This window comes from Alistipes sp. AF14-19 (assembly GCF_003461645.1).
GTDB classification, from domain to species: domain Bacteria; phylum Bacteroidota; class Bacteroidia; order Bacteroidales; family Rikenellaceae; genus Alistipes; species Alistipes shahii.
In genome coordinates this window covers 15,570-36,810 of the sequence record NZ_QTXM01000006.1, presented here as the reverse complement: position 1 = coordinate 36,810, position 21,241 = coordinate 15,570, and the positions used below count along the sequence as shown (strand labels likewise).

Sequence of the window (21,241 nt, the reverse complement as noted above, 5' to 3'; positions counted from 1 at the left end):
TTTCGACATACTTTCAAAATTCCCGGACAGATTCTATCGACAATTTATCGACAATCCTCCCGGCTCATCGAATAGGGCGCATCCCCGGGCTTCGCGCCCCGGTCTTTGTCTGGCTCCGGCTGCATCCCGAAGGCGATCTTTGCGCCGCCGAGCAACTCGCCGTATTCGAGGAACGTCTTCCCGGTGACCTTGCCGTCGACGGTCATCCGTCCCACATAACGGTTTTCAGCGCAGTTCTGCGGGGCGTCGATCTCCACGGTCTGGCCGTTCTCCAGATGGATCGCCGCTTTCCGGAACAGCGGGGAGCCGACCGCATACTCGTCCGATCCCGGGCACACGGGATAGAATCCCAGAGCCGAGAAGACATACCACGCCGAGGTCTGTCCGTTGTCCTCGTCGCCGCAGTAGCCGTCGGGCTTCGACGAATAGAGGCGGTCCATCACCTCGCGCGTCCACCACTGCGCCTTCCACGGCTGGCCGACGTAGTTGTAGAGGTAGATCATGTGCTGCGCCGGCTGGTTGCCGTGGGCGTAGTTGCCCATGTTGGCCACCTGCATCTCGGTGATCTCGTGGATGCGGAACCCGTAGTAGCTGTCGTCGTAGATCGGCGGCACGACGAACACCGAATCGAGCATTTTTCCGAATTCGGTTTTGCCTCCCATTAGGGTTGCAAGGCCCTCCGGATCGTGGAACACCGACCAGGTGTAGTGCCACGAGTTGCCCTCGGTGAAGGCGTCGCCCCACTTGTAGGGGCTGAACGGCGACTGGAACGTGCCGTCCTCGTTGCGGCCCCGCATCAGGCGGGTTTCGGGATCGAACATGTTTTTATAGTTCTGCGAAGCCTTTTCCAGCCGTTTCGCATCTTCGTCCTTGCCCAGCATCTTCGCCGTCTGCGCGATACACCAGTCGTCGTAGGCGTATTCGAGCGTCCGGGCGGCATTTTCGTTGATGCCCACGTTATAGGGCACGTAGCCCAGCGTGTTGTAATATTCGTGTCCGAGGCGACCGGTGGAGCTTACCGTGGGATGCACCTTGTCGCGTCCCGCAAGCATCGCCTCGTAGAGCGTGGCGACATCCTCTGCGGGCGTCACTCCTTTCAGGATCGCATCTGCAACTACGGAAGCCGAATTGTTGCCCACCATGCAGCCGCGGTGGCCCGGCGAGGCCCATTCGGGCAGGAAGCCGCTCTCGCGGTAGGTGTTGGCCAACCCGGCCTGAATCTCGGCGTTGACCGACGGGTAGACCAGGTTCAGCAGCGGGAACAGACACCGGAACGTATCCCAGAAACCCGTGTCGGTATACATATAGCCCGGCAGCACCTCGCCGTTGTAGGGGCTGTAATGCACCGGATTGCCTTTGGCGTCGATCTCGTAGAATTTGCGAGGGAACAGGGTCGAGCGATAGAGGCACGAATAGAAGGTCCGGTACTGCTCTTCGGTGCCGCCCGAGACCTCGATCCGCCCCAGCACCTCGTCCCAGCGCTCCTGCGCACGGGCTTTCACCGTCTCGAAATCGGCATCGCCGACCTCGGTTTCGAGGTTGCGCAAAGCCTGCTCTTCGGAGATGAACGACGAGGCCACGCGCGCCGTCACCTGCTCGCCGCGGCGGGTGGTGAAGTACACCGCCGCCAGCGCATGGCCGCCTTCGACCGACGAACCGGCGATTTCCCGCTCCCCATCGAACAGCTTGCTGCTTTCGATCGGCTTGTCGAAGCGGATGACGAACCAGTTGCGGAAATTGTCGGGCACGCCGCCGCTGTTGCGCGTGGTGTATCCTACGACGGTGCGGCTGTCGGGCATGACTTTGACCTGCGACCCGCGGTCGAAGGCGTCGATCACCACGCCCGATTCGTCCGACTCGGGAAAGGTGAAGCGCAGCACGGCGGCGCGATCCGTCGGAGCCATTTCGGCCACGACATCGTGGTCGGCCAGATAGACCGAGTAATAATAGGGCTTCGCCGTCTCCGACTGGTGGGAGAACCAGCTCTGGCGCGCATTTTCATCAACCTTGTCTTTGCCGCGCACGGGCATGATGGAAAACTGTCCGTAATCGTTGATCCACGGCGAGGGCTGGTGCGTCTGCTTCAGGCCCCGGATCGTGTGCGATCCGTAGGTGTAGGCCCAGCCGTCGCCCATCTTGCCCGTCTGGGGCGTCCAGAAGTTCATGCCCCACGGCAGGGCCACGGCCGGATAGGTGTTGCCCGTCGAAAGCGAGTAGTCGGACTGTGTGCCCACGAGCGTCGTGACGTATTCAGAAGGGCGCAGCGAAATTTCGTGTTTCGGGGTTTCGCAACAGCCCCAGGCCAAAGCCGAAAAAAACAACAGTATGAGGTTCTTCATTTTTTTATTCCAAATTACCGGATTGAGTAAAAAGACAAGCTACCGGGCTTTCGCCTCGCAGTAGGCACAGCGGCAGGTCCCGTCCGCCTGACGGTGGAACAGCCGGTCGACATCCTCCGTGGCGGAGATGCAGCGGCGGTTCGGGCACTCGTATTCGTTCACGACATACCGTTCGCTGAAGACCGGGGTGCGTTCGAAGGGCCTGTTCTCGTCGGCCCAGCGCAGCAGCGTATAGATCAGCGCCATGCGCACGAACTTTCCGTTCTCGACCTGGCGGAAGTAAGCCGCGCGGGGATCGTTGTCCACGGCGCGCGTGATCTCGTTGACGCGCGGCAGCGGGTGGAGAATGATCATATCCTCCTTGGCGGTCTTCAGTTTCTCGGGGTTGAGCACGAAGCTGTTCTTCACGCGGTCGAACTCCTCCTCGTCGAGGAAACGCTCCTTCTGCACGCGGGTCATGTAGAGGATGTCCAATTCGGGCATCACCTCCTCCATGGTCTCGACCTCGCGAAACTCCAGATGCGAGTTCTCGGCCATCTCGGCGAGCATGTAGTCCGGAAGGCGCAGCTCCTGCGGAGCGATCAGGATCACCTTGATATTCGAATAGCGCGACAGCGCCTTGATCAGCGAGTGGACCGTGCGGCCGAATTTCAGGTCGCCGCAGAAACCAATCGTCATGTTGTCGAAACGGCCCTTCTCGCGCTTGATCGTCAAGAGGTCGGTAAGCGTCTGCGTGGGATGGGCGTGGCTGCCGTCGCCGGCGTTGATGACCGGGATGCCCGCATACTGCGAGGCCACCAACGGCGCACCCTCCTTGAAGTGACGCATGGCGATGATGTCGGCGAAGCAGCGGATCACGCGCACGGTGTCGGCCACCGTCTCGCCCTTCGACACCGACGAGGAGTTGGCGTCGGAGAAGCCGATGACCTGCCCGCCCAGTTCGAGCATCGCCGCCGTGAAACTCAACCGCGTGCGGGTCGAAGGCTCGTAGAAGAGCGTGGCCAGTTTCTTGCCCCTGCACGCCTCGCTGTACTTGGCGCGGTTGGCGATAATGTCCTCGGCCAGAGCTACGATCTGCTCGGTTTCGGCAACCGTGAGGTCTGTGGGATCAATCAAATGTCGCATAAGTTATTTATAGAAGTTCGGATTTTAAATTCTTCAACGGTCCCTCTTTTCGGTCGGTCCCGATTCACGGCCTTCCGCCGTGTTTGCAAACCGGACCCGCCCCTAAATCCCCGCCTCGGCGGAGACTTTGGCTGCGCGGGTATCCGCATTGTTCCGCTTTCATTGCGCCGTCGGTATTTCCCGCTCGCGGCACGCAACGGATCGGCGGAAGGCGCCGGGCGATCGCGGCAAACCCTGATTCTGATTTTAGGGGAGCGATTTTTAGCCTGCCCGGTGATCGGCACGGATGGGCTGTACATGAGGCACTGCCCATTCGGGACGAGCGGGGAAGGACGAAAATCGCCCGCTAAAATCGGAATTATTGCATCCAGCTCTCGTCCGACGGATTGTTGCGGAAGGCGATCAGCCGCGCCTTGTCCTCAGGCTTGATATACCCCTCCTCGGCGGCCACTTCGACCAGCGCGTCGAGGTTCGAAAGGCTGTAATTCGTGACGTTCGCCTCCCGCATGCGGTCAAGCCCCTTCTGCATCCCGTAGGTGAAGATCGAAGCCACGCCCAGCACCTCGGCGCCGGCTTCGCGCAGGGCCTCAACCACCTCGATGCACGAACCGCCCGTCGAGATGAGGTCCTCGATCACGACGACCTTCTGGCCCTTTTCGAGCCGGCCCTCGATCCGGTTGCCGCGGCCGTGGTCCTTCGAGCCGCTGCGCACATAGCCCATCGGCAGGTCGAGGATCGTGGCCGTGATGGCCGCATGGGCGATTCCGGCGGTCGAGGTTCCCATCAGCACCTCGGCTTCGGGGAATTTCGTGCGGACGATTTCGGCGAGGCCCGCCTCGACATGGCCGCGGACGACAGGAGCCGTCAGGGTCAGCCGGTTGTCGCAGTAGATCGGGCTTTTGATGCCGCTCGCCCAGGTGAAAGGCTGTTCGGGGCGCAGGAACACCGCGCCGATCGACAGCAGGTCTTTAGCAATTTTCTTCTCCATCTTACTTGAACGCAGGTTCGGCAAAATTCTTCATTCTTTCCCCTCCCCATGGGAAGAGTGTCAACCATGAAATCCGCCGAACCTGCGTTAACGGCATCTGCGATGCCGATTTCATATTGACATTCCCACTAAATCTCCCTTTGGCAAAGGGAGACTTCGGGGCGGAAACCCATTTATTCTTTTCGTTTTTCAGTTTTCATATCTTCGGCGACCCACAACGTCCATGTATCGACGTTGTCGGTCAGGACTTCAGGCAGCGGCAGCGGAATGCGCACATCGGGCGCGATGCCCGCGGAGTCGATCCCGCGGCCTTCCGGAACCCGGCAGGAACGGGTCGTGGGGAGCATCATCCACCGGGTCGGGTCCTGCGGAAAATAAAGTATTTCGCAGTTCGAGAAATCGAGGCACCCGAGCGTGTTATCCTGCCCGTAAACGGTCGTGCGGCGACTGCTGGCCCTGACTTCGAGCACCAGCTGTTCACCCGAGGAGCCGACTTTCCCATCAATCAGCAGCCCCGCCCGGCGAGGCCGCGGCGAGACGGAATCGTAGTGTATCCGGTAGGTTTTCGGTCCGTCCGTCAGGAACTCCCCGGCCGGAGTGCGTTCCATCCGTGCGATCTTCCCGCGTCCACGCTCCGTATCTCCGGCAAACTCCCGCACGTGGGCGACGGCCAGGTCCGAAACGCGGTACTCCATGGCATCCTCCGCCCCTTCGTGGTCGTAGAGCAGCCGGAGCAGCGGTTCATAGGCGCTGTCGCTCCCGCCGCCGTTGCCGCGGATGTCGAGGATCAGGTTTTCACACCCCGAGGCCAGATAAGCCCGCACGGCAGTCCGCACCCAAGCGGTCTGTTCTTCATTCAGGTCGCACGACGGGAAACGGATCAGATACGTTTCGCCGTCCACCCGACAATGGGTGAACTGCGGGTCATAACGCTCCATCCGTGCCGCGTAATCCGAAGGTCGGCGGATTGATTTGGGCCGGTAAGCCCTCACGCCCTCCGTTCCGAGGTGCGAATCGTCGAACCAGCCGAGATACTCGGCAACGGCGTCATACGTGTCGCGCCCCGAAGCGATCCCGCTCCGCAGCCGCTCTTTCAGCGCCCCGTACTCCGCCGCGCGGTTCGCCGTCTTGTCCGGATAGCCCGCATAGGCGCGCTCCACGACGCCGACGGCGAAGTCGAAATCGGAGACCTCGCCGCCTTTCACCGGGACTTGCGCCCCGGCAGGCAACAACAGCCCGGCAACGGCCGCGACAAGCGGCAGAACACGCAGCAAGACACTCATTTATTCCAGCGCCGAACGTAAAATCTTCTCCACCTCCTCGGGATAAATGCCGCCCTCGTGGACCTTCACGCCGTCGACGTAAAACGTGGGCACGTAATAGTAGTCGAACGCGTCGGCCACTTCGGGCTGCTCCGACTCCTCGATCATCTCGATCCCGACGGCGGCCAGCTCCGGATGGGCGGCACGCGCCTCGTCGATGTAACGCAGCGCCTTCTTGCAGAAGGGGCACGAGCGCAGGTAGAAAAGTTTTACCGGTTTCATAGAATTAACAATTTTTGTAATATCGTTCCATCTCACGCAGCCGAATGCCGTATTCGCCGCCTATGGCGGCGTTTACAAATCCGATCCCCTGCCTCAAGCCGGGGCTTGTCGCATCGCGACCACAAGGCAACCAGAACCACGGTCTATCCGACGAACTCGGCGACGCACCGGCGGTAAGCCGCCACAGGGTCCTCCGCCGCGGTGATCGGGCGTCCCACGACGATCAGGTCGGAACCGATCTCCCGGGCGCGGACGGGCGTGGTGACGCGCACCTGGTCCGCCACGTCGCCATCTGCAAAACGCACGCCGGGCGTGACCGTCAGAAACTCCTCGCCGCACGCCCCGTGCACCATGCCGGCTTCCAACGGCGAGCAGACCACGCCGTCCAGCCCTGCGGCCCGGGTGTTCTGCGCATATTTCACGATCGTGTCGTTGATCGAGGCGTCGATCAGAAGTTCCTCCCGCATGCGCTCCTCGCTGGTCGAGGTGAGCTGCGTCACGGCGATCAGCAGGGGCCGCGTGCCGTCTTCGCGCGTAAGGCCTTCGCGCGCGGCTCGCATCATCTCGATCGTCCCGGCCGCATGGACGTTGCACATGTCCACGTCCAACCGCGACAGCACGGCCATCGCCTTTTTCACGGTGTTGGGGATGTCGTGGAGTTTCAGATCGAGGAAAATCCGGTGTCCCCGGCGCTTGATCTCCCGCACGATGGCGGGTCCCTCGGCATAGAACAGCTCCATGCCGATTTTCAGAAAGGGTTTGCGCTCCTCGTCCTTAAAGAGGTCGAGGAACCGGAAGGTGTCTTCCGCCGACTTGAAGTCGCAGGCTATGATTACATCGTGTTGCATAATATACAAATTTAGCATTTATTTTTCACATCGGGTCAGCGTGCGGCAAATTCGGAGTTTCGCAGAACATATTCGACGCATGTGGCTGTCGGAGCCGACGAGGGAAACGCCGAAGGTGCCGCGCGATCACTCGATGCAGCCGATTATGTCGCTCAACTTTTCAATGCCCAGCCGCTCCATTTCGCCGGGCAGCGCCTCGACGATCTCCTTCGAGGCATAGGGATTCACGAGGTTCGCAGCCCCGACCTGCACGGCCGAGGCTCCGGCCATCATCATCTCGATCACGTCGCGGGCCGTCGTGACGCCGCCGCACCCCATCACGGGAATCCGGCACGCCCGGGCCACCTGGTAGACCATCCGCAGCGCAACGGGGAAGACCGCGGCGCCCGAGAATCCGCCCATCGTGTTGGCGATGACCGGACGGCGGCGCGCAATGTCGATACGCATGCCCAGCAGCGTATTGATCAGGCAGATGCCGTCGGCCCCCGCCTCCTCGCACGCCCGGGCGATCGCGACGATGTCCGTCACGTTGGGCGAAAGTTTGATGAAGACGGGCTTCGTCGTCACGGCCTTCACGGCGCGCGTCACCTCGGCGGCGGCGTCCGGACAGGTCCCGAACGACATGCCGCCGTGCCGCACGTTGGGGCACGAGACGTTGACCTCGATCAGCCCCACCTGCTCCTGCCTGTCGATGCGCTCGCAGCAATAGGCGTACTCTTCGACCGAGAAACCCGAAATATTGGCGATGACGGGTTTTCGGAAGAAGGTTTTCAACCGCGGCAGCTCCTCGCGGATCACGGCGTCGATGCCGGGGTTCTGCAACCCCACGGCATTGATCATCCCCGCACCGCACTCGGCGATGCGCGGCGTGGGATTGCCGAAGCGCGCCTCGCGCGTCGTACCCTTGAACGAGAACGACCCGAGGATGTTGATGTCGTAGAACTCGCGGAACTCGTTGCCGTAGCCGAAGGTTCCGCTGGCCGGCACGACCGGATTGTCCAATTTGAGGCCGCAGAGTTCAACCGAAGTATCTGTCATAATTGTAAATTTTGAATTATGAATTGTGAATTGTTCTTACCAGATGATTTCATCCTTGGTAAGGACCGGCCCCTCCTTGCAGATACGTTTGTAGCCGTATTTGGTTTTGCACGAACAGCCCATGCAGGCGCCGAATCCGCACCCCATGCGCTCTTCGAACGACAGCTGGCCGTCCTGCTCCACGGCGTTGTAGAGCGCATGGAGCATCGGCAGCGGCCCGCAGGCGTAAAAGTAATCGAAATCCAGCCCCCGTTCGGCGATGGCCGTCGTGACGAAGCCCCCGACGCCCCGCGAACCGTCGACCGTCGAGACGGCGACCTCGCAGCCCAGCGCGCGGAACTCCTCCTCGTAGAAGACCTCCGACGCGGTGTTGAAGCCCAGCACCACCTGCACGGGCTTTCCTTCGGCGAGGAGTTTTTTCGCCAGGTTGTAGAGCGGCGGCACGCCCACGCCGCCCCCGACGAGCAGGGGTCTCCGCGCGTCGTTCTTCGTCGAGAATCCGTTGCCCAGACCCGTCAGCAGGTCGAGCGTTTCGCCCGGCAGCATGCGGCTCATCTGCTCCGTTCCCCCGCCCACGACCTTGTAGATCAGCGCAATCGAACGGTTATCGTAATCGCAGATCGAGATAGGGCGGCGTAAGTACTTGCCCTCCAGCGCAATATTGACGAACTGCCCCGGCGCCGAGATCCACTGCGTATCGCCCGCGAGGGTCATGCGCCACACCGCGTCGGTCAGCGGCTCGTTCGTGAGAATCTTATAGATACCTTTCTTATACATAATTTTTTCAGCACTTTTGATCCGGCAAAAGTGTCCAAAACCGGCCCGACGATCGCCTTCGCCTACTTCATGCGACCTAACGCTGGAAACGGGCGCCTATTCGCGGGTTTGCAAGCAAACCGGCCCCGTTTCTCGCGCTTTTAGTCCGCATTCCGTTGACGGCTCCGGCGTCTTGTCGGAATTTTATTTCGAATCAATAGTCGAAACGCGCAGCGTGATCTCCTCCAGCACATCCAGCAGCACCTTCACCGTCTCCAGCGCCGTGAAGACCGTCACGTTGTTCTCGACGGCCGTGCGGCGTATTTCGTAACCGTCGAGGCGCGTGTTGTGCTGGTTGATGTCGATGGTGTTGATCACGTAGCTGACATGCCCCTGACGCAGCGCCTCGATGATCTCGTTGCTGCCCTCGTTGAGCTTGCGGCGCGTACGGGTGCGGATGCCGTGCGCCCGCAGGAACTCGGCGGTCCCGGTCGTCGCCTCGATGTTGAAGCCCAGGTCGTAGAACCGCTTCACCAGCGGAAGCGCCTGCTCCTTGTCGTGGTCGGCGATCGTCACGAAGATCGTTCCGTAGTTCGAGACGTGCATGCCCGTGGCCTGCAACGCCTTGTAGAGCGCGCGCGTCAGTTTGTCGTCGTAGCCGATGGCCTCGCCCGTCGATTTCATTTCAGGCGAGAGATACGAATCCATGCCGCGGATCTTGGCGAACGAGAAGGCCGGAGCCTTGACGTACCAGCGCTCCTTCTCACGACCGTAGACCTCCGTGATGCCCTGCTCGCGGAGCGACTTGCCCAGAATCACCTGCGTGGCGATGTGGGCCATCGGCACGCCCGTGGACTTCGAGAGGAAGGGCACGGTGCGCGACGAGCGCGGGTTGACCTCGATGACGTAGACGTCGTCCTCGCCGGCGACGATGAACTGGATGTTGTACAGGCCGACGATACCGATCCGAAGGCCCAGCTTGACCGTATAGTCGATGATCTTGTCCTTGGCCTTCTGGCTCACGCTGAAGGTCGGATAGACGCTGATCGAGTCGCCCGAGTGGATACCCGTATGCTCGACATGCTCCATGATGCCGGGGATGAAGACCTCCTTGCCGTCGCAGATGGCGTCCACCTCCAGCTCCTTGCCCATGATATAGCGGTCGACCAGCACCGGCTGGTCCACGTCGATCTCCACGGCGGTTTGCAGGTAGTGGCGCAGGCGCTCCTCGTTCGAGACGATCTGCATGGCGCGGCCGCCCAGCACGTAGCTCGGACGCACCAGCACCGGATAGCCGATGCGCGCCGCGGCCCGGACGCCCGACTCGATGTCGGTAACGGCCTCGGCCTCGGGCTGCGGAATTCCCAGCTCCTCCATGATCCTCTCGAAGCAGCCGCGGTCCTCGGCGTTCTTGATCGCCTGCGTGTCCGTGCCGATGATGGGCACGCCCAGCTCGGCGAGCGGTTCGGCGAGGTTGATGGCCGTCTGTCCGCCGAGCGACACCACGATGGCCTTCGGTTTTTCGAGATGGATGACGTTCATCACGTCCTCCACGGTCAGCGGCTCGAAGTAGAGCTTGTCGCTGGTGGTGTAGTCGGTCGAGACGGTCTCGGGGTTGTTGTTGATGATGATGGCCTCGTAGCCCGCCGCACGGATCGACCAGATGGCGTGCACGGTCGAGTAGTCGAATTCGACGCCCTGGCCGATGCGGATCGGGCCGGAACCGAGCACGATGATCTTCTCTTTCCCGCTGACGATCGACTCGTTTTCTTCCTCGTAGGTCGAGTAGAAATAGGGCACGTAGGAGGCGAATTCGCTGGCGCAGGTGTCGATCATCTTGTAGACCGGGAAGACGTTGTTCTTCTCGCGCAGACGGTACATTTCGTTCTGCGAAAGGCCCCACAGCTGACCGATGTACTTGTCGCTGAAACCCATGCGCTTGGCAGCGCGGAGCGTCTCGACGTCCATCGGGTGTGCGCGGACGACGTTTTCGAACTCGACGATGTTCTTGAACTTCTCCAGGAAGAACATGTCGATCTTCGTCTTGTCGTAGATCAGCGCCAGGTCGACGCCGTTACGGATCAGCTGGCCGATGGCATAGAGCCGGTCGTCGGTTCCCCCCTTGATGTAGGCGAGCAGGTCGTCGTTCGACCACTTGTCGAATTTCTTGTGATAGATGTGGCAGACGCCCGTTTCGAGCGAACGCACGGCCTTGAGCAGCGACTCCTCCATCGTGCGGCCGATGGACATCACCTCGCCCGTGGCCTTCATCTGCGTGCCGAGCTTGTTCGACGCGTCGGAGAACTTGTCGAAGGGAAAGCGGGCGACCTTCGTCACGATGTAGTCCAGCGTCGGTTCGAACGAAGCCGGCGTATTGGCGATCCGGATCTCGTCGAGCGTGAGTCCCACGGCGATCTTCGCGCTGACGCGGGCGATGGGATAGCCCGAGGCCTTCGACGCCAGGGCCGAGGAGCGCGACACGCGGGGATTGACCTCGATCAGGTAGTATTTGAACGAGAGCGGGTCGAGTGCGAACTGCACGTTGCAGCCGCCCTCGATCTTCAGTTCGCGGATGATCTTCAGCGCCGAGTCGCGCAGCATCTGGAACTCCTTGTTGGTGAGCGTCTGGCTCGGGGCAACGACGATCGAGTCGCCGGTGTGGATGCCCACCGGGTCGATATTCTCCATGCAGCAGATGCAGATGGCCGTGTCGTTGCGGTCGCGCATCACCTCGTACTCGATCTCCTTATAGCCCTTGATGCTCTTCTCGACGAGCACCTGGTGCACGGGCGAGAGCGAAAGGGCGTTGCGCATCATCTCGCGCAGTTCGGTCTCGTCGTCGGCAAAACCGCCGCCCGTGCCGCCCAGCGTGAAGGCAGGGCGCAGCACCACCGGATAGCCGATCTCCTCGGCCACCGCCACGGCCTCCTCGATCGACATGGCGATGTGCGAAGGAAGCACCGGCTCGCCCAGCGACTCGCACAGCTCCTTGAACAGCTCGCGGTCCTCGGCGCGCTCGATCGACTCGAACGACGTGCCCAGAATTTCGACCTGGCACTCTTTCAGAATGCCCTTCTTGGCCAGCTGCACGGCGAGATTCAGACCCGTCTGTCCGCCCAGCCCCGGGACGATGGCGTCGGGACGCTCGAAGCGGATGATCTTGGCGACGTATTCCAGCGTCAGCGGCTCCATGTAGACTTTGTCCGCAATGTGCGTGTCGGTCATAATGGTAGCGGGGTTCGAGTTGGCGAGGATCACCTCGTAACCCTCCTCCTTGAGCGCGAGGCACGCCTGCGTACCCGCATAGTCGAACTCGGCGGCCTGTCCGATGACGATGGGCCCCGAACCGATGACCAGAACCTTCTTGATATCTTTTCTCCTAGGCATTTTTGTGCTCCTCCATTATTTTTGTGAACTTCTTGAACAAATAAGCGCTGTCCTGCGGACCCGAAGCGCTCTCGGGGTGGTACTGCATCGAGAAAACCCGGTCGGCGGCGCACTCCACGCCCTCGGCCGTGCCATCGAGCAGGTTGACGTGCGTCAGCGTAAGCCCCGTGCCGGCGAGCGAATCGACATCCACGGCGTAGCTGTGGTTCTGGCTCGTGATTTCGAGTTTCCCCGTCACGAGATTCTTCACCGGGTGGTTGGCGCCGCGGTGGCCGAACTTCATCTTGAAGGTCCGGGCGCCGTAGGCCAGCGAAATCAGCTGGTGGCCCATGCAGATTCCGAAGATGGGCAGCCTGCCGCGGAGCTGCTTCACCAGTTCGATCACCGGCGTCACGTCCTCGGGATTGCCGGGTCCGTTCGAAAGCACAAGCCCGTCGGGATGGAAGGCCATGATCTCCTCCACGGTGGAGTTGTAGGGCATGACGGTCACGTTGCACCCCACACGGTTCAGCAGACGGATGATGTTGTACTTGATGCCGCAGTCGACGGCCACGACGTCGTACTTGTGGTTGGGGACACGCGACATCCAGCGCTTCTTGCAGCTCACACGCGAAACCATGTCGCGCGGCATGACGTATTCGCCGAGTTTGCGCAGGGCCTCGTCGCGCGGCGTCGCCACGTCGGTGATGAGCACCTTCTGGGACCCCTCGTCGCGGATGATGCGCGTCAGGGCGCGGGTGTCCACGCCCCAGATGGCCGGAATGTCGTGCTCCTCGAAGACCTCGTTCAGCGTCTTCGTATAGCGGAAGTTCGACGGCGAGTCGTTGTACTCACGCACGATCATGCCGCCGATGGTCGGCGTTTTGGTCTCGTAATCCTCGTCGGCCATACCGTAGTTGCCGATCAGCGGGTAGGTCATCACGACCATCTGATCCGTATACGACGGATCGGACATGATCTCCTGATACCCCACCATCGAGGTATTGAAGACGATCTCGTTGATGGCCTCGCGGTCGGCGCCGAAACCGTATCCGTAGAACTCGCGACCGTTCTCCAAGACAATTTTTTTCGTAAAAGCTTTCATCCTTATCTGTTTGATTCGTAGTTATCGTCATAAACCTCTTTGCCGCCCACCACCGTCAGCACGGCGCGGCCCTGCACCTTCCATCCGGCGAAGGGCGTGGCCCGCCCCTTCGAAAGGAACGTCCCGGGGTCCACGGCATACTCCGCCCCGAGGTCCAGCACCGTAAAATCGGCGGCATCGCCCTCCTCCACGCCTCCTTCGAGCGCGAAAATCCGGCGGGGATTCGCCGACATCAGGGCGACGAGCTTTTCGAGCGTGATCACCCCCTTCAGCACCAGGTATTTATAAAGCAGCGGAAAAGCGGTCTCCAGCCCCACGATGCCCATGGCGCTCCCGGCCAGTCCGCGCGCCTTCTCGGCGACGGTGTGGGGGGCATGGTCCGTGGCGATGACCTCGATCGTGCCGTCCTGAATGCCCGCGACGAGCGCTTCGCGGTCGGCGCGCCTCCGCAGCGGCGGGGTCATCTTGAAGCGGCCCTCCTCCTGCAAATCCTCGTCGCACAGCAGCAGGTAGTGCGGCGCCGTCTCGCAGCTCACGCGCAGCCCCTTCGCCCGGGCGCGGCGCACCAGTTCGACGCTCTCCTTCGTGGAGACGTGGCAGACGTGATACCGGCAGCCGGTCTTCTCCGCCAGCGCGATGTCGCGCCCGACCTGCCGCCACTCGCTCTCGGAGCAGATGCCCTTGTGTCCGTGCTCGCGGCAGTAAACCCCGTCGTGGATATAGCCCCCGCGCAGCAGTTCATCGACTTCGCAATGAGCCACGATCGGTTTACCGACAGCCGCGGCCCGGCGCATCGCCTCCTCCATCAGCTCCGCCGACTGCACGCCGCGGCCGTCGTCCGAGAAGCCGACGACCTGCGGGGCCAAGGCCGCGAAATCGACCAGTTCGCCGCATCCGCGCTGGCCCATCGTGATCGTACCGTAGGGTTTCACGCGCACCACGGCGTCGCGGCGGATGATCTCCAGCTGCTCGCCGAGCGTCGCCGGCGTATCGGGCGCAGGGTTCAGGTTGGGCATCGAACAGACCGTGGTATACCCCCCGCGGGCCGCGGCGGCCGTACCCGTCGCAATGGTCTCCTTCTGCGGGAAGCCCGGCTCGCGCAGGTGCACATGCACGTCGACCAGCCCCGGCACGAGGTGCCGCCCCCCGAGGTCCACCACCCGGTCGCCCGGGCGCGGTTCCCCGGCGGCCGCGATGCGGCCCCCTTCGACGGCGATCAGCCCCGGTTCGAAACGACCGTTGCGGAAAATCTTCGCGTTGGTGTAAAATGTCTTCATTCGTCGCTGGACACAAAAAAATAGGGCAACCAAAACAGTTACCCTAATAAAACAATAATGCCCGAATCCGTCGGAGACTGGAAACCCGACCAGTAATCCTGCTGCCAGAACGCTTGCGCCGATGCTATGTTGGGTTTACAATTCATAGGATTCAGGTGTCGCTATAATTGTGCACAAAGATAGGGCATTTTCGCCGCCTCTGCAACACTTTTTCCGGAAAAATTTTTCAACATGCCGTATACGCCCCGCCGCACGCACTCCGCATGCGGCGGGGCGGAAGGCGCATGTCCGCGGATTTCCGGCGCGGCAGGCCCCGGCTCCCGGAACCGCCCGCCCCGGAGAGCGGGCTATCGGACGATGATCAGATCGACGCCCGCCTCCTCGATGATCGAGATCATCTGTTCGGGAATCCGCTCGTCGGTGACGATCACGTCGATGTCCTCCAGCGCGCAGATGCGGCCGAAACCGCGCTGTCCGAATTTCGACGAGTCGGCCAGCACGATGACCTGCGAGGCGGCGTGCATCATCCGCCGCGTGAGTTTCGCCTCGTCGATAGTCGAAGTCGTGATGCCGTGCTCGGGGTCGATGCCGTCCACCCCGAAGAAGACCTTCGAGCAGATGCAGTCGTCCAGTTCGCGCGCGGCCTCTTCGCCCAGCACCGACAGCGACTTCTTGTGCACCGAGCCGCCCAGCTGCACGACGTTGACGTTCTCCGACTCGTTCAGCAGCACGCCCAGCCGCAGGAACGGCGTGACGATGTTCAGGTGATGCCACATGCGCATCTTGATCTCCTCGGCGAAGGCGTAGACGGTCGAGCCGGAGGCCACGATGATCGAGTCGGTCTCGCCGAGCATCTCCGCCGCCCGCTGGGCGATGCGGCGCTTGGCGTCGCGGTTGATGTTGTCCTTCACATGCACGTCGAGGTCCGCAACGTGGGGATTGGCCGGACGCGCGCTGCCGTGCACCTTATATAACAGGCCTTTGCTTTCGAGAATCTTGATGTCCTTGCGGATGGTCACCTTCGTAACGCCCAGTTCGTTGGCAACGTCGGTAATCCGGACGAAACCGTGCTTGTTCAGACTGTCGAGAATGTATTTGTGCCGTTCGGCAATGCTCAGCATATCGGTCGGATATTTAAAGTGTTACAAAAGCAAAGATACAAAAAAAGTCGGACGGGCGCACACCCGGATTACCTAACGGTTCGGCAAAACCTTCCGACTGATAAAAGTATCGTTACGCCACCAAAGATAAAAAAAGATTCCGTATTTCGCAAAAAAAGGTCCGCAACCCGTGACGGGCCGGACCCTTCCGGACCGAAGTCCGTATCATCATCTAAAACAGAACCTTCGATTCCCTTATTCCGCCTCGGGTTCGTAGCCGTCGGCCTTGGCGCCCCACATCAGGAGGAAGACCAGCATGCCCACGACGGCCATGCCCAGGATGCCGACATAGGCCCAATTCCAGCCGTAGTGCTGGGCCACGAAGCCCAGTCCCACGCCCGAAACGAGCGTCGAAGCGTAGCCGAACAGCCCCGTGAGGCCGTTGGCCGTGGCGGCGGCCTTCTTCGTGGCCTGGTTCGCGGCGGCAATGCCGATCAGCGCCTGCGGGCCGTAGATGCAGAACCCTGCGGCGCAGAGCGTCGTGAACAGCAGCCAGATCGGAGCGTCGGCAGGCAGCTGCCAGAACAGGAAGACGAACAGCGCGGCGCCCGCCATGCAGAAGACGCAGGTGCGGTGCGCACGGCCCTTGAGCCACTTGTCCGTCGCCCAGCCGGCGAAGAGCATGCCGAGGATGCCGGCAATCTCGAACATCGCCACGAGCCATCCGGCGTGCGACATCGAGACGCCCTTCGACTGGCTCAACAGCGAAGGCCCCCAGTCGAGCACCGAGAAGCGGACGATGTAGACGAAAAAGTTGGCGAAGCCCAGAATCCAGATCAGCGGATTCTTGAAGACGTATTTCATTAGGAACGCCTTGTGCTCGGCGCCCTTCTTTTCGGTCTTCACCTGCCTGGTCTCGGTTCCTTCCAGTTCGGGAAGCCCCACCGAGGTCGGGGTGTCGCGCAGGAAAACCACCAGCCCGATGGCTCCGGCGAAAGCGATCGCCGACGGAATCCAGAAACACCATTTCCACGCCCCGACATGCGCCGCGGAGGTCATCACGCGCTCCATGCCCGCAGCATCGTCGGGCGAAACGCCCAGGTTGGCGGCGATGGAAGCCACGGCGTCGGGATCGCCCGCCATGTTCGTGCCCAGCGTACCCATGATGTAACCGCAGAGGATCACCACGAGGCCCGCGCCGATCGAGTGCGAGGTATTCCACACCGACATTTTCGTCGCCAGCTCCGTAGGCGGAATCCAGTGGGTCAGCAGACGCGCGCAGGGCGGGAATCCCGTACCCTGCAACAGCCCGTTGACGACCCACATGACGCCCATGAAGAGGATCATCGTGTTGCCGAACTGGTCGCCCGAATGCTCGCCCGTGATCCAGTAGGAGACGTCCTCGCCGAATCCGAACGCGAAGTTGGCCAGCGCACACAGCGCCAGACCGACGGCCATGTACCAGCGGGCGTTCATGCGGTCGGCCAGAATGCCGTTGGCGAAACGCGAAAAGCCGTAGATCAGGCCGTTCAGGGTGAGGAAGATGCCGAGGCTCGTCTTCGAAATGCCGAGATCGGCTTCCAGGCCGGGCATGGCCAGCGAAAAATTCTTGCGCACGAAGTAGAAGAGCGCGTAACCGACCATCGTCGCGATGATCGTACGCATCTGCCAATACTTGAAGCGCTTGGTTTGTTCAGATGTCATTTCGAAATGAAAGTTAGTAGTTTCAGAAGCCAAATATACAACTTTCGGAGCGATATTCTAAATTATTTTCGTGATTTTTCCGTTTTATCGCCCGGAAGCCGCACACGGCTCTATGCGCCCGGGACCGGAGCCGCGGCGGAGCGAGCCGGTTCGCCAGAACCCGGCGCAGGGCTTCCGACCTCCCAGACGCCGCCCTTGCCGAACAGCCGGTCGAGCCACTCCTCCATCCAGCCGCAGCGGAAGGCGGTGTCGATGACCGTATAGCGGCTGCGCATGTAGGGAATCTTCCCGAACGCCTCGCGGAAACGGGTGCGCGAAACGCCGATCTGTTCGGGCTCATAAGGCGCCCCGACGAGTTCCAGGCGGCGGCGCACCTCGTCGAAAGGAATGATCTGCCGGCGGATGCGTTCGCGCAGTTCGGGCCACGCCTTTTTGAGCCGCGTGAGCTGGTCGCGCAGCCCCTCCCTGTCGACATATTTGTCGCGGGTCTCCTTCAGGCCGCGGGCCACGAATTCGGGATCGTCGTTAAAAATGGCCCGGATGTCCCGCTCGGTCTCGTCCCACGATTTCCACGCAGCGACGCACCTCTCGATGTCCAGCTGCTCCACGGGGGCGTCGAGCAGCATTTCGAGAAAGGCCGTCGAGGCCAGCGTGCCGATACCGACCTTGAAGCCGTGCGACACCGAAGCGCCGTTGTATTTCAGGTGCTCCATGTCCCACAGATGGCTGAACTGGTGTTCGGCGCCCGAAGCCGGGCGGCTCGACTGCGTGGCCTGCATGGCGAAACCGCTCAACAGCAGCCCTTCGGCCAGCTGTTCGACCTTCTCCACATTGCCCGCATGCACGCCTGCGGGATCGGACAGAGCCTCTTTCAGCCCGTCCTGCACCAATCCGAAGGCGAAATCGTCCATCGGCTCCGACCCCACGGCGTCGGAAAGCATCCAGTCGGCCCCGGCAGGGATCTTGGCGATCAGGTCGGCGTAGCCCGAAGCCGACATTCTGGCGGGCGCAGCCGCCGAAATCGACGGATCGAGAACCATGCCCAGCGGCGCAGGACAGTCGAAGGTCTGCTTGTTGCCGTCCTTGGTGATCGAGGCTCCGTAGGCCGTGTAACCATCCATCGAAGCCGCCGTGCCGACCACCATGTAACGGCGGCCGTTGTGGTGGGAGCAGAGTTTGGTCAGGTCGTTGATCACGCCCGAACCGACGGCCACGGGAACGGCATCGGTCGCAGCCAGCACACCGTCCAGCTCCTCGACGAACGACCATTCGGCGTAGAGTTTCGGATCGGCGAACACGTGCGGTTCGTCCTGCCCGATCCCCGCATCGGCGAGGATGCGGTGCACCTCGCCGCCGGCGACGCGCCACGTATTGGTGTCGGCGACCACGACGGCGCGGCAGCCGGGAAACAACTCGTTGAACATCTCCGCCGTCCGCGGAAGGGTTCCGACGCCGATCACCAGCGCTTTGGTGTCGGTCGTGCGCTGAAGGGCGCTCTCTACCTTATTCATAGAATATCTGCTTGATTTTACCGTTTCCAATTTTTCACAAACGAAACCCGCAGGAAAGCTCCCGGGTTTCCCAAAACAAAGGCAAATATAGATATTATTTTCCTTTCGACAGCCAAAAGCGACGAAAAAATTTTCCTTTCACAATGCATTTTATTTCTTTTCGGATTAATAAAACGAAAAATTGGATAAAAGAAAATAAAAACATACCTTTGGATTTCGAACCGATACAACTTTCACCATGAAACGACTTACCCTGCTGCTGGGCGCGCTCCTGCTGACGGCCGCCGCCCTCGCCCAAACCGCCGTGCCGCCTACGGTACGCATCGCACACGGACCCTATGTACTGAATGTCACCGAAGACGGCTTCACGGTCGTCTGGGACGCAAAGGCCGACGCCATCGGCTGGGTCGAACTCGCCCCGATGGACGGATCGCACTTCTACTCGGCCGAACGGCCCAGGTATTACGACTCGCATCTCGGACTTTGCCGCGTCGGACGCATGCACCGGGTGCGGATCGAAGGGCTCCAACCCGGCACGACCTACCGCTACCGCATCATGCAGCGGGGAATCGTCCTGAACGAGGGCAACCGGCGCGTCATCCTCGACGACGGGGACGGCAGCGAAGTGTACCGGCGCAAGCCCTACACCATCAGAACCCTCGACCCTGCACAGGAAAAGGTCGATTTCTGGATGGTCAACGACATCCACGCCCGCGACTCCGTTTTCCAGCTGCTGATCAAGGAGGCCCCCGAAGCCCAGCCGGACTTCGTCTGCCTGAACGGCGACCTGGCCAGCCAGACCGAGACCGAGCAGACGCTCTGGGACGCCTGCCTCGGGTCGGCATCGAAGATACTCACGCCCGCGGGCATCCCCCTCGCCGTGACGCGCGGCAACCACGAGAACCGCGGCGCCTATGCACAGCACTGGCTCGACTATTTCCCCACACCGACCGGCGAAACCTACTACACGTTTCGCCGCGGCCCGGCCTTCTTCATCGTGCTCGACGGCTGTGAAGACAAGCCCGACAACGATCCCCGCTATTACGGCATGGGCGACTGGAACGAATACCGCCGGCAGCAGGCGGAATGGCTGAAAGGCGTCGTCAACAGCGACGAATTCCGGGCGGCCCCCGTGCGCATCGTGCTGATGCACATGATCCCGGGCAAGGAGGACAGCTGGTACGGCGAGCAGCAGATCCGCAGGCTGTTCATACCCGAACTCGCCGGCAAAGGCATCGACCTGATGCTCTGCGGCCACTACCACCGCTACCACTGGATCGACGACGGCAGCCGCGGGGTCGACTTCCCGATCCTCGTCAACTCGAACAACGACTGCCTCCGCGTGTCGGCCGACGCGAAGGGCATCGACCTGAAGGTGGTCAACACCGCGGGCGCCGTGATCAAACAACACCGCATCGACAAAAAGAACAAATAACGACATGGAAAACAAACCCTTTCACAAGTACCGCTCCGTCTGGGAGCACGCCGAACTGATGGAACGCCTGCGCCGCATCCGCCACGTGGCGCTCGACATGGACGGCACGATCTACATGGGGATGTCGCTGTTCCCCTACACGCAGGCCTTCCTGCACGGACTCAAGGAACAGGGGATCGGCTACTCGTTCCTGACGAACAACCCGTCGAAAAGCATCGCGGACTACCTCCATAAACTCGACACGCTGGGCATCAGGGCTTCGCGCGACGAGATGTACACCACGGCGCTGGCCACGATCGACTACATCAAGACCCATCACCCTGCGGCCAAGCGGCTGTTCCTGCTCGGCACGCCGTCGATGATCTCGGAATTCGAGGCTGCGGGCTTCGAGTCGTGCGCCGACTCGGCCGACGACGTGCCCGACGTGATCGTGGCGGCGTTCGACATGACGCTCCGCTACGAACGGCTCTGCCGCGCGGCCTGGTGGATCAAACAAGGAGTGCCTTATATCGCCACCAACCCCGACCGGGTGTGCCCCACCGATCAGCCGACCGTATTGGTCGACTGCGGCTCGATCTGCGCCTGCCTCGAACACGCCACGGGACGCCGCCCCGACATCACGTTGGGCAAGCCCGACCCGAACATGCTTTCGGGCATCCTCTCGCGCCACGGGTTGCAGCCCTACGAGATCGCCATGGTCGGCGACCGCATCTACACCGACGTCCAGATGGCCCACAACGCCGGGGCGATGGGCGTGCTGGTGCTCTCGGGCGAAACGACGCTCGACGTGGCCGACAAGGCCGACCCGCAGCCCCATATCACGGCCGACAGCATCGAAGTGCTGGGCGAACTAATCCGCGAAGCGCACGAATAACAACAGCCGGAACTCCACGACCGGACGTCCCGCCTCCGATCCGCCGCCCGGAGAGGGGCAAACAGAAACGCCTGATAAGCTACGACAATAGCGCTATCGGAAAATACCGAATAATCATCGGTGTGGGTTTATAAAGATGTAACGACTTGATTTATCGAGTCGTTACATCTTTGTACAGGAGAATAGGTAACGAAAAGACAACGGCTTATTTTCAGCGACTTGCGCTCAAAT

The 21,241-nt window shown here is 61.4% G+C and carries 16 protein-coding genes; 2 read left to right on the top strand and 14 right to left on the bottom strand.

What is annotated here, in order from left to right; genetic code table 11:
• Positions 1-44: 44 nt before the first annotated feature.
• The 14 genes from DWW03_RS06965 to DWW03_RS06900 all read right to left on the bottom strand — a co-directional run bounded on the left by DWW03_RS06965 (position 45) and on the right by DWW03_RS06900 (position 18,701).
• On the bottom strand, positions 45-2,339 hold the full coding sequence (locus tag DWW03_RS06965) for a GH92 family glycosyl hydrolase (protein WP_022061314.1): 2,295 nt from the start codon (positions 2,337-2,339) through the stop codon (positions 45-47).
• A gap of 39 nt (positions 2,340-2,378) precedes the next feature.
• Positions 2,379-3,464: an aspartate carbamoyltransferase gene (gene pyrB, locus DWW03_RS06960; RefSeq protein WP_118406552.1), complete on the bottom strand. Its 1,086-nt coding sequence runs from the start codon at positions 3,462-3,464 to the stop codon at positions 2,379-2,381.
• A 358-nt stretch (positions 3,465-3,822) separates the two neighbouring features.
• Positions 3,823-4,452, bottom strand: coding sequence for an orotate phosphoribosyltransferase (gene pyrE / locus DWW03_RS06955; protein WP_015547975.1), 630 nt, complete (start codon positions 4,450-4,452; stop codon positions 3,823-3,825).
• 173 nt (positions 4,453-4,625) lie between these two features.
• A complete protein-coding gene (locus DWW03_RS06950) occupies positions 4,626-5,735 on the bottom strand; it encodes a S41 family peptidase (RefSeq protein ID WP_118406551.1) in 1,110 nt (369 codons plus the stop codon).
• Positions 5,736-5,996 carry a glutaredoxin family protein gene (locus DWW03_RS06945; RefSeq protein ID WP_022061318.1) on the bottom strand — a complete coding sequence of 87 codons (261 nt, stop codon included), beginning with the start codon at positions 5,994-5,996 and terminating at the stop codon, positions 5,736-5,738.
• A 143-nt stretch (positions 5,997-6,139) separates the two neighbouring features.
• On the bottom strand, positions 6,140-6,844 hold the full coding sequence (gene pyrF / locus DWW03_RS06940; RefSeq protein WP_022061319.1) for an orotidine-5'-phosphate decarboxylase: 705 nt from the start codon (positions 6,842-6,844) through the stop codon (positions 6,140-6,142).
• A gap of 126 nt (positions 6,845-6,970) precedes the next feature.
• Positions 6,971-7,882: a dihydroorotate dehydrogenase gene (locus tag DWW03_RS06935; protein ID WP_015547979.1), complete on the bottom strand. Its 912-nt coding sequence runs from the start codon at positions 7,880-7,882 to the stop codon at positions 6,971-6,973.
• Between the two features lie 36 nt (positions 7,883-7,918).
• Positions 7,919-8,659, bottom strand: a complete 741-nt coding sequence (locus DWW03_RS06930; RefSeq protein ID WP_015547980.1) for a dihydroorotate dehydrogenase electron transfer subunit — start codon at positions 8,657-8,659, stop codon at positions 7,919-7,921.
• 183 nt (positions 8,660-8,842) lie between these two features.
• Positions 8,843-12,025, bottom strand: a complete 3,183-nt coding sequence (gene carB / locus DWW03_RS06925; RefSeq protein WP_022061320.1) for a carbamoyl-phosphate synthase large subunit — start codon at positions 12,023-12,025, stop codon at positions 8,843-8,845.
• On the bottom strand, positions 12,018-13,109 hold the full coding sequence (carA, locus tag DWW03_RS06920) for a glutamine-hydrolyzing carbamoyl-phosphate synthase small subunit (RefSeq protein WP_022061321.1): 1,092 nt from the start codon (positions 13,107-13,109) through the stop codon (positions 12,018-12,020). The genes carB and carA overlap by 8 nt, the downstream gene beginning before the upstream one ends.
• Before the next feature lie 2 nt (positions 13,110-13,111).
• Positions 13,112-14,386, bottom strand: coding sequence for a dihydroorotase (locus tag DWW03_RS06915; RefSeq protein WP_118406550.1), 1,275 nt, complete (start codon positions 14,384-14,386; stop codon positions 13,112-13,114).
• A 347-nt stretch (positions 14,387-14,733) separates the two neighbouring features.
• Positions 14,734-15,507 (bottom strand): DeoR/GlpR family DNA-binding transcription regulator, encoded by a 774-nt coding sequence (locus tag DWW03_RS06910; protein ID WP_022061323.1) that lies wholly within the window; start codon positions 15,505-15,507, stop codon positions 14,734-14,736.
• Between the two features lie 234 nt (positions 15,508-15,741).
• A complete protein-coding gene (locus DWW03_RS06905) occupies positions 15,742-17,190 on the bottom strand; it encodes an MFS transporter (protein ID WP_044054598.1) in 1,449 nt (482 codons plus the stop codon).
• Positions 17,191-17,300: 110 nt separating this feature from the next.
• Positions 17,301-18,701: a sn-glycerol-1-phosphate dehydrogenase gene (locus DWW03_RS06900; protein ID WP_015547986.1), complete on the bottom strand. Its 1,401-nt coding sequence runs from the start codon at positions 18,699-18,701 to the stop codon at positions 17,301-17,303.
• Positions 18,702-18,939: 238 nt separating this feature from the next.
• Between DWW03_RS06900 and DWW03_RS06895 the strand changes: the two genes are divergently transcribed.
• Positions 18,940-20,136: an FN3 domain-containing metallophosphoesterase family protein gene (locus DWW03_RS06895; protein WP_015547987.1), complete on the top strand. Its 1,197-nt coding sequence runs from the start codon at positions 18,940-18,942 to the stop codon at positions 20,134-20,136.
• A gap of 4 nt (positions 20,137-20,140) precedes the next feature.
• Positions 20,141-21,010, top strand: coding sequence for an HAD-IIA family hydrolase (locus DWW03_RS06890; protein WP_015547988.1), 870 nt, complete (start codon positions 20,141-20,143; stop codon positions 21,008-21,010).
• The last annotated feature ends 231 nt before the right edge of the window (positions 21,011-21,241 follow it).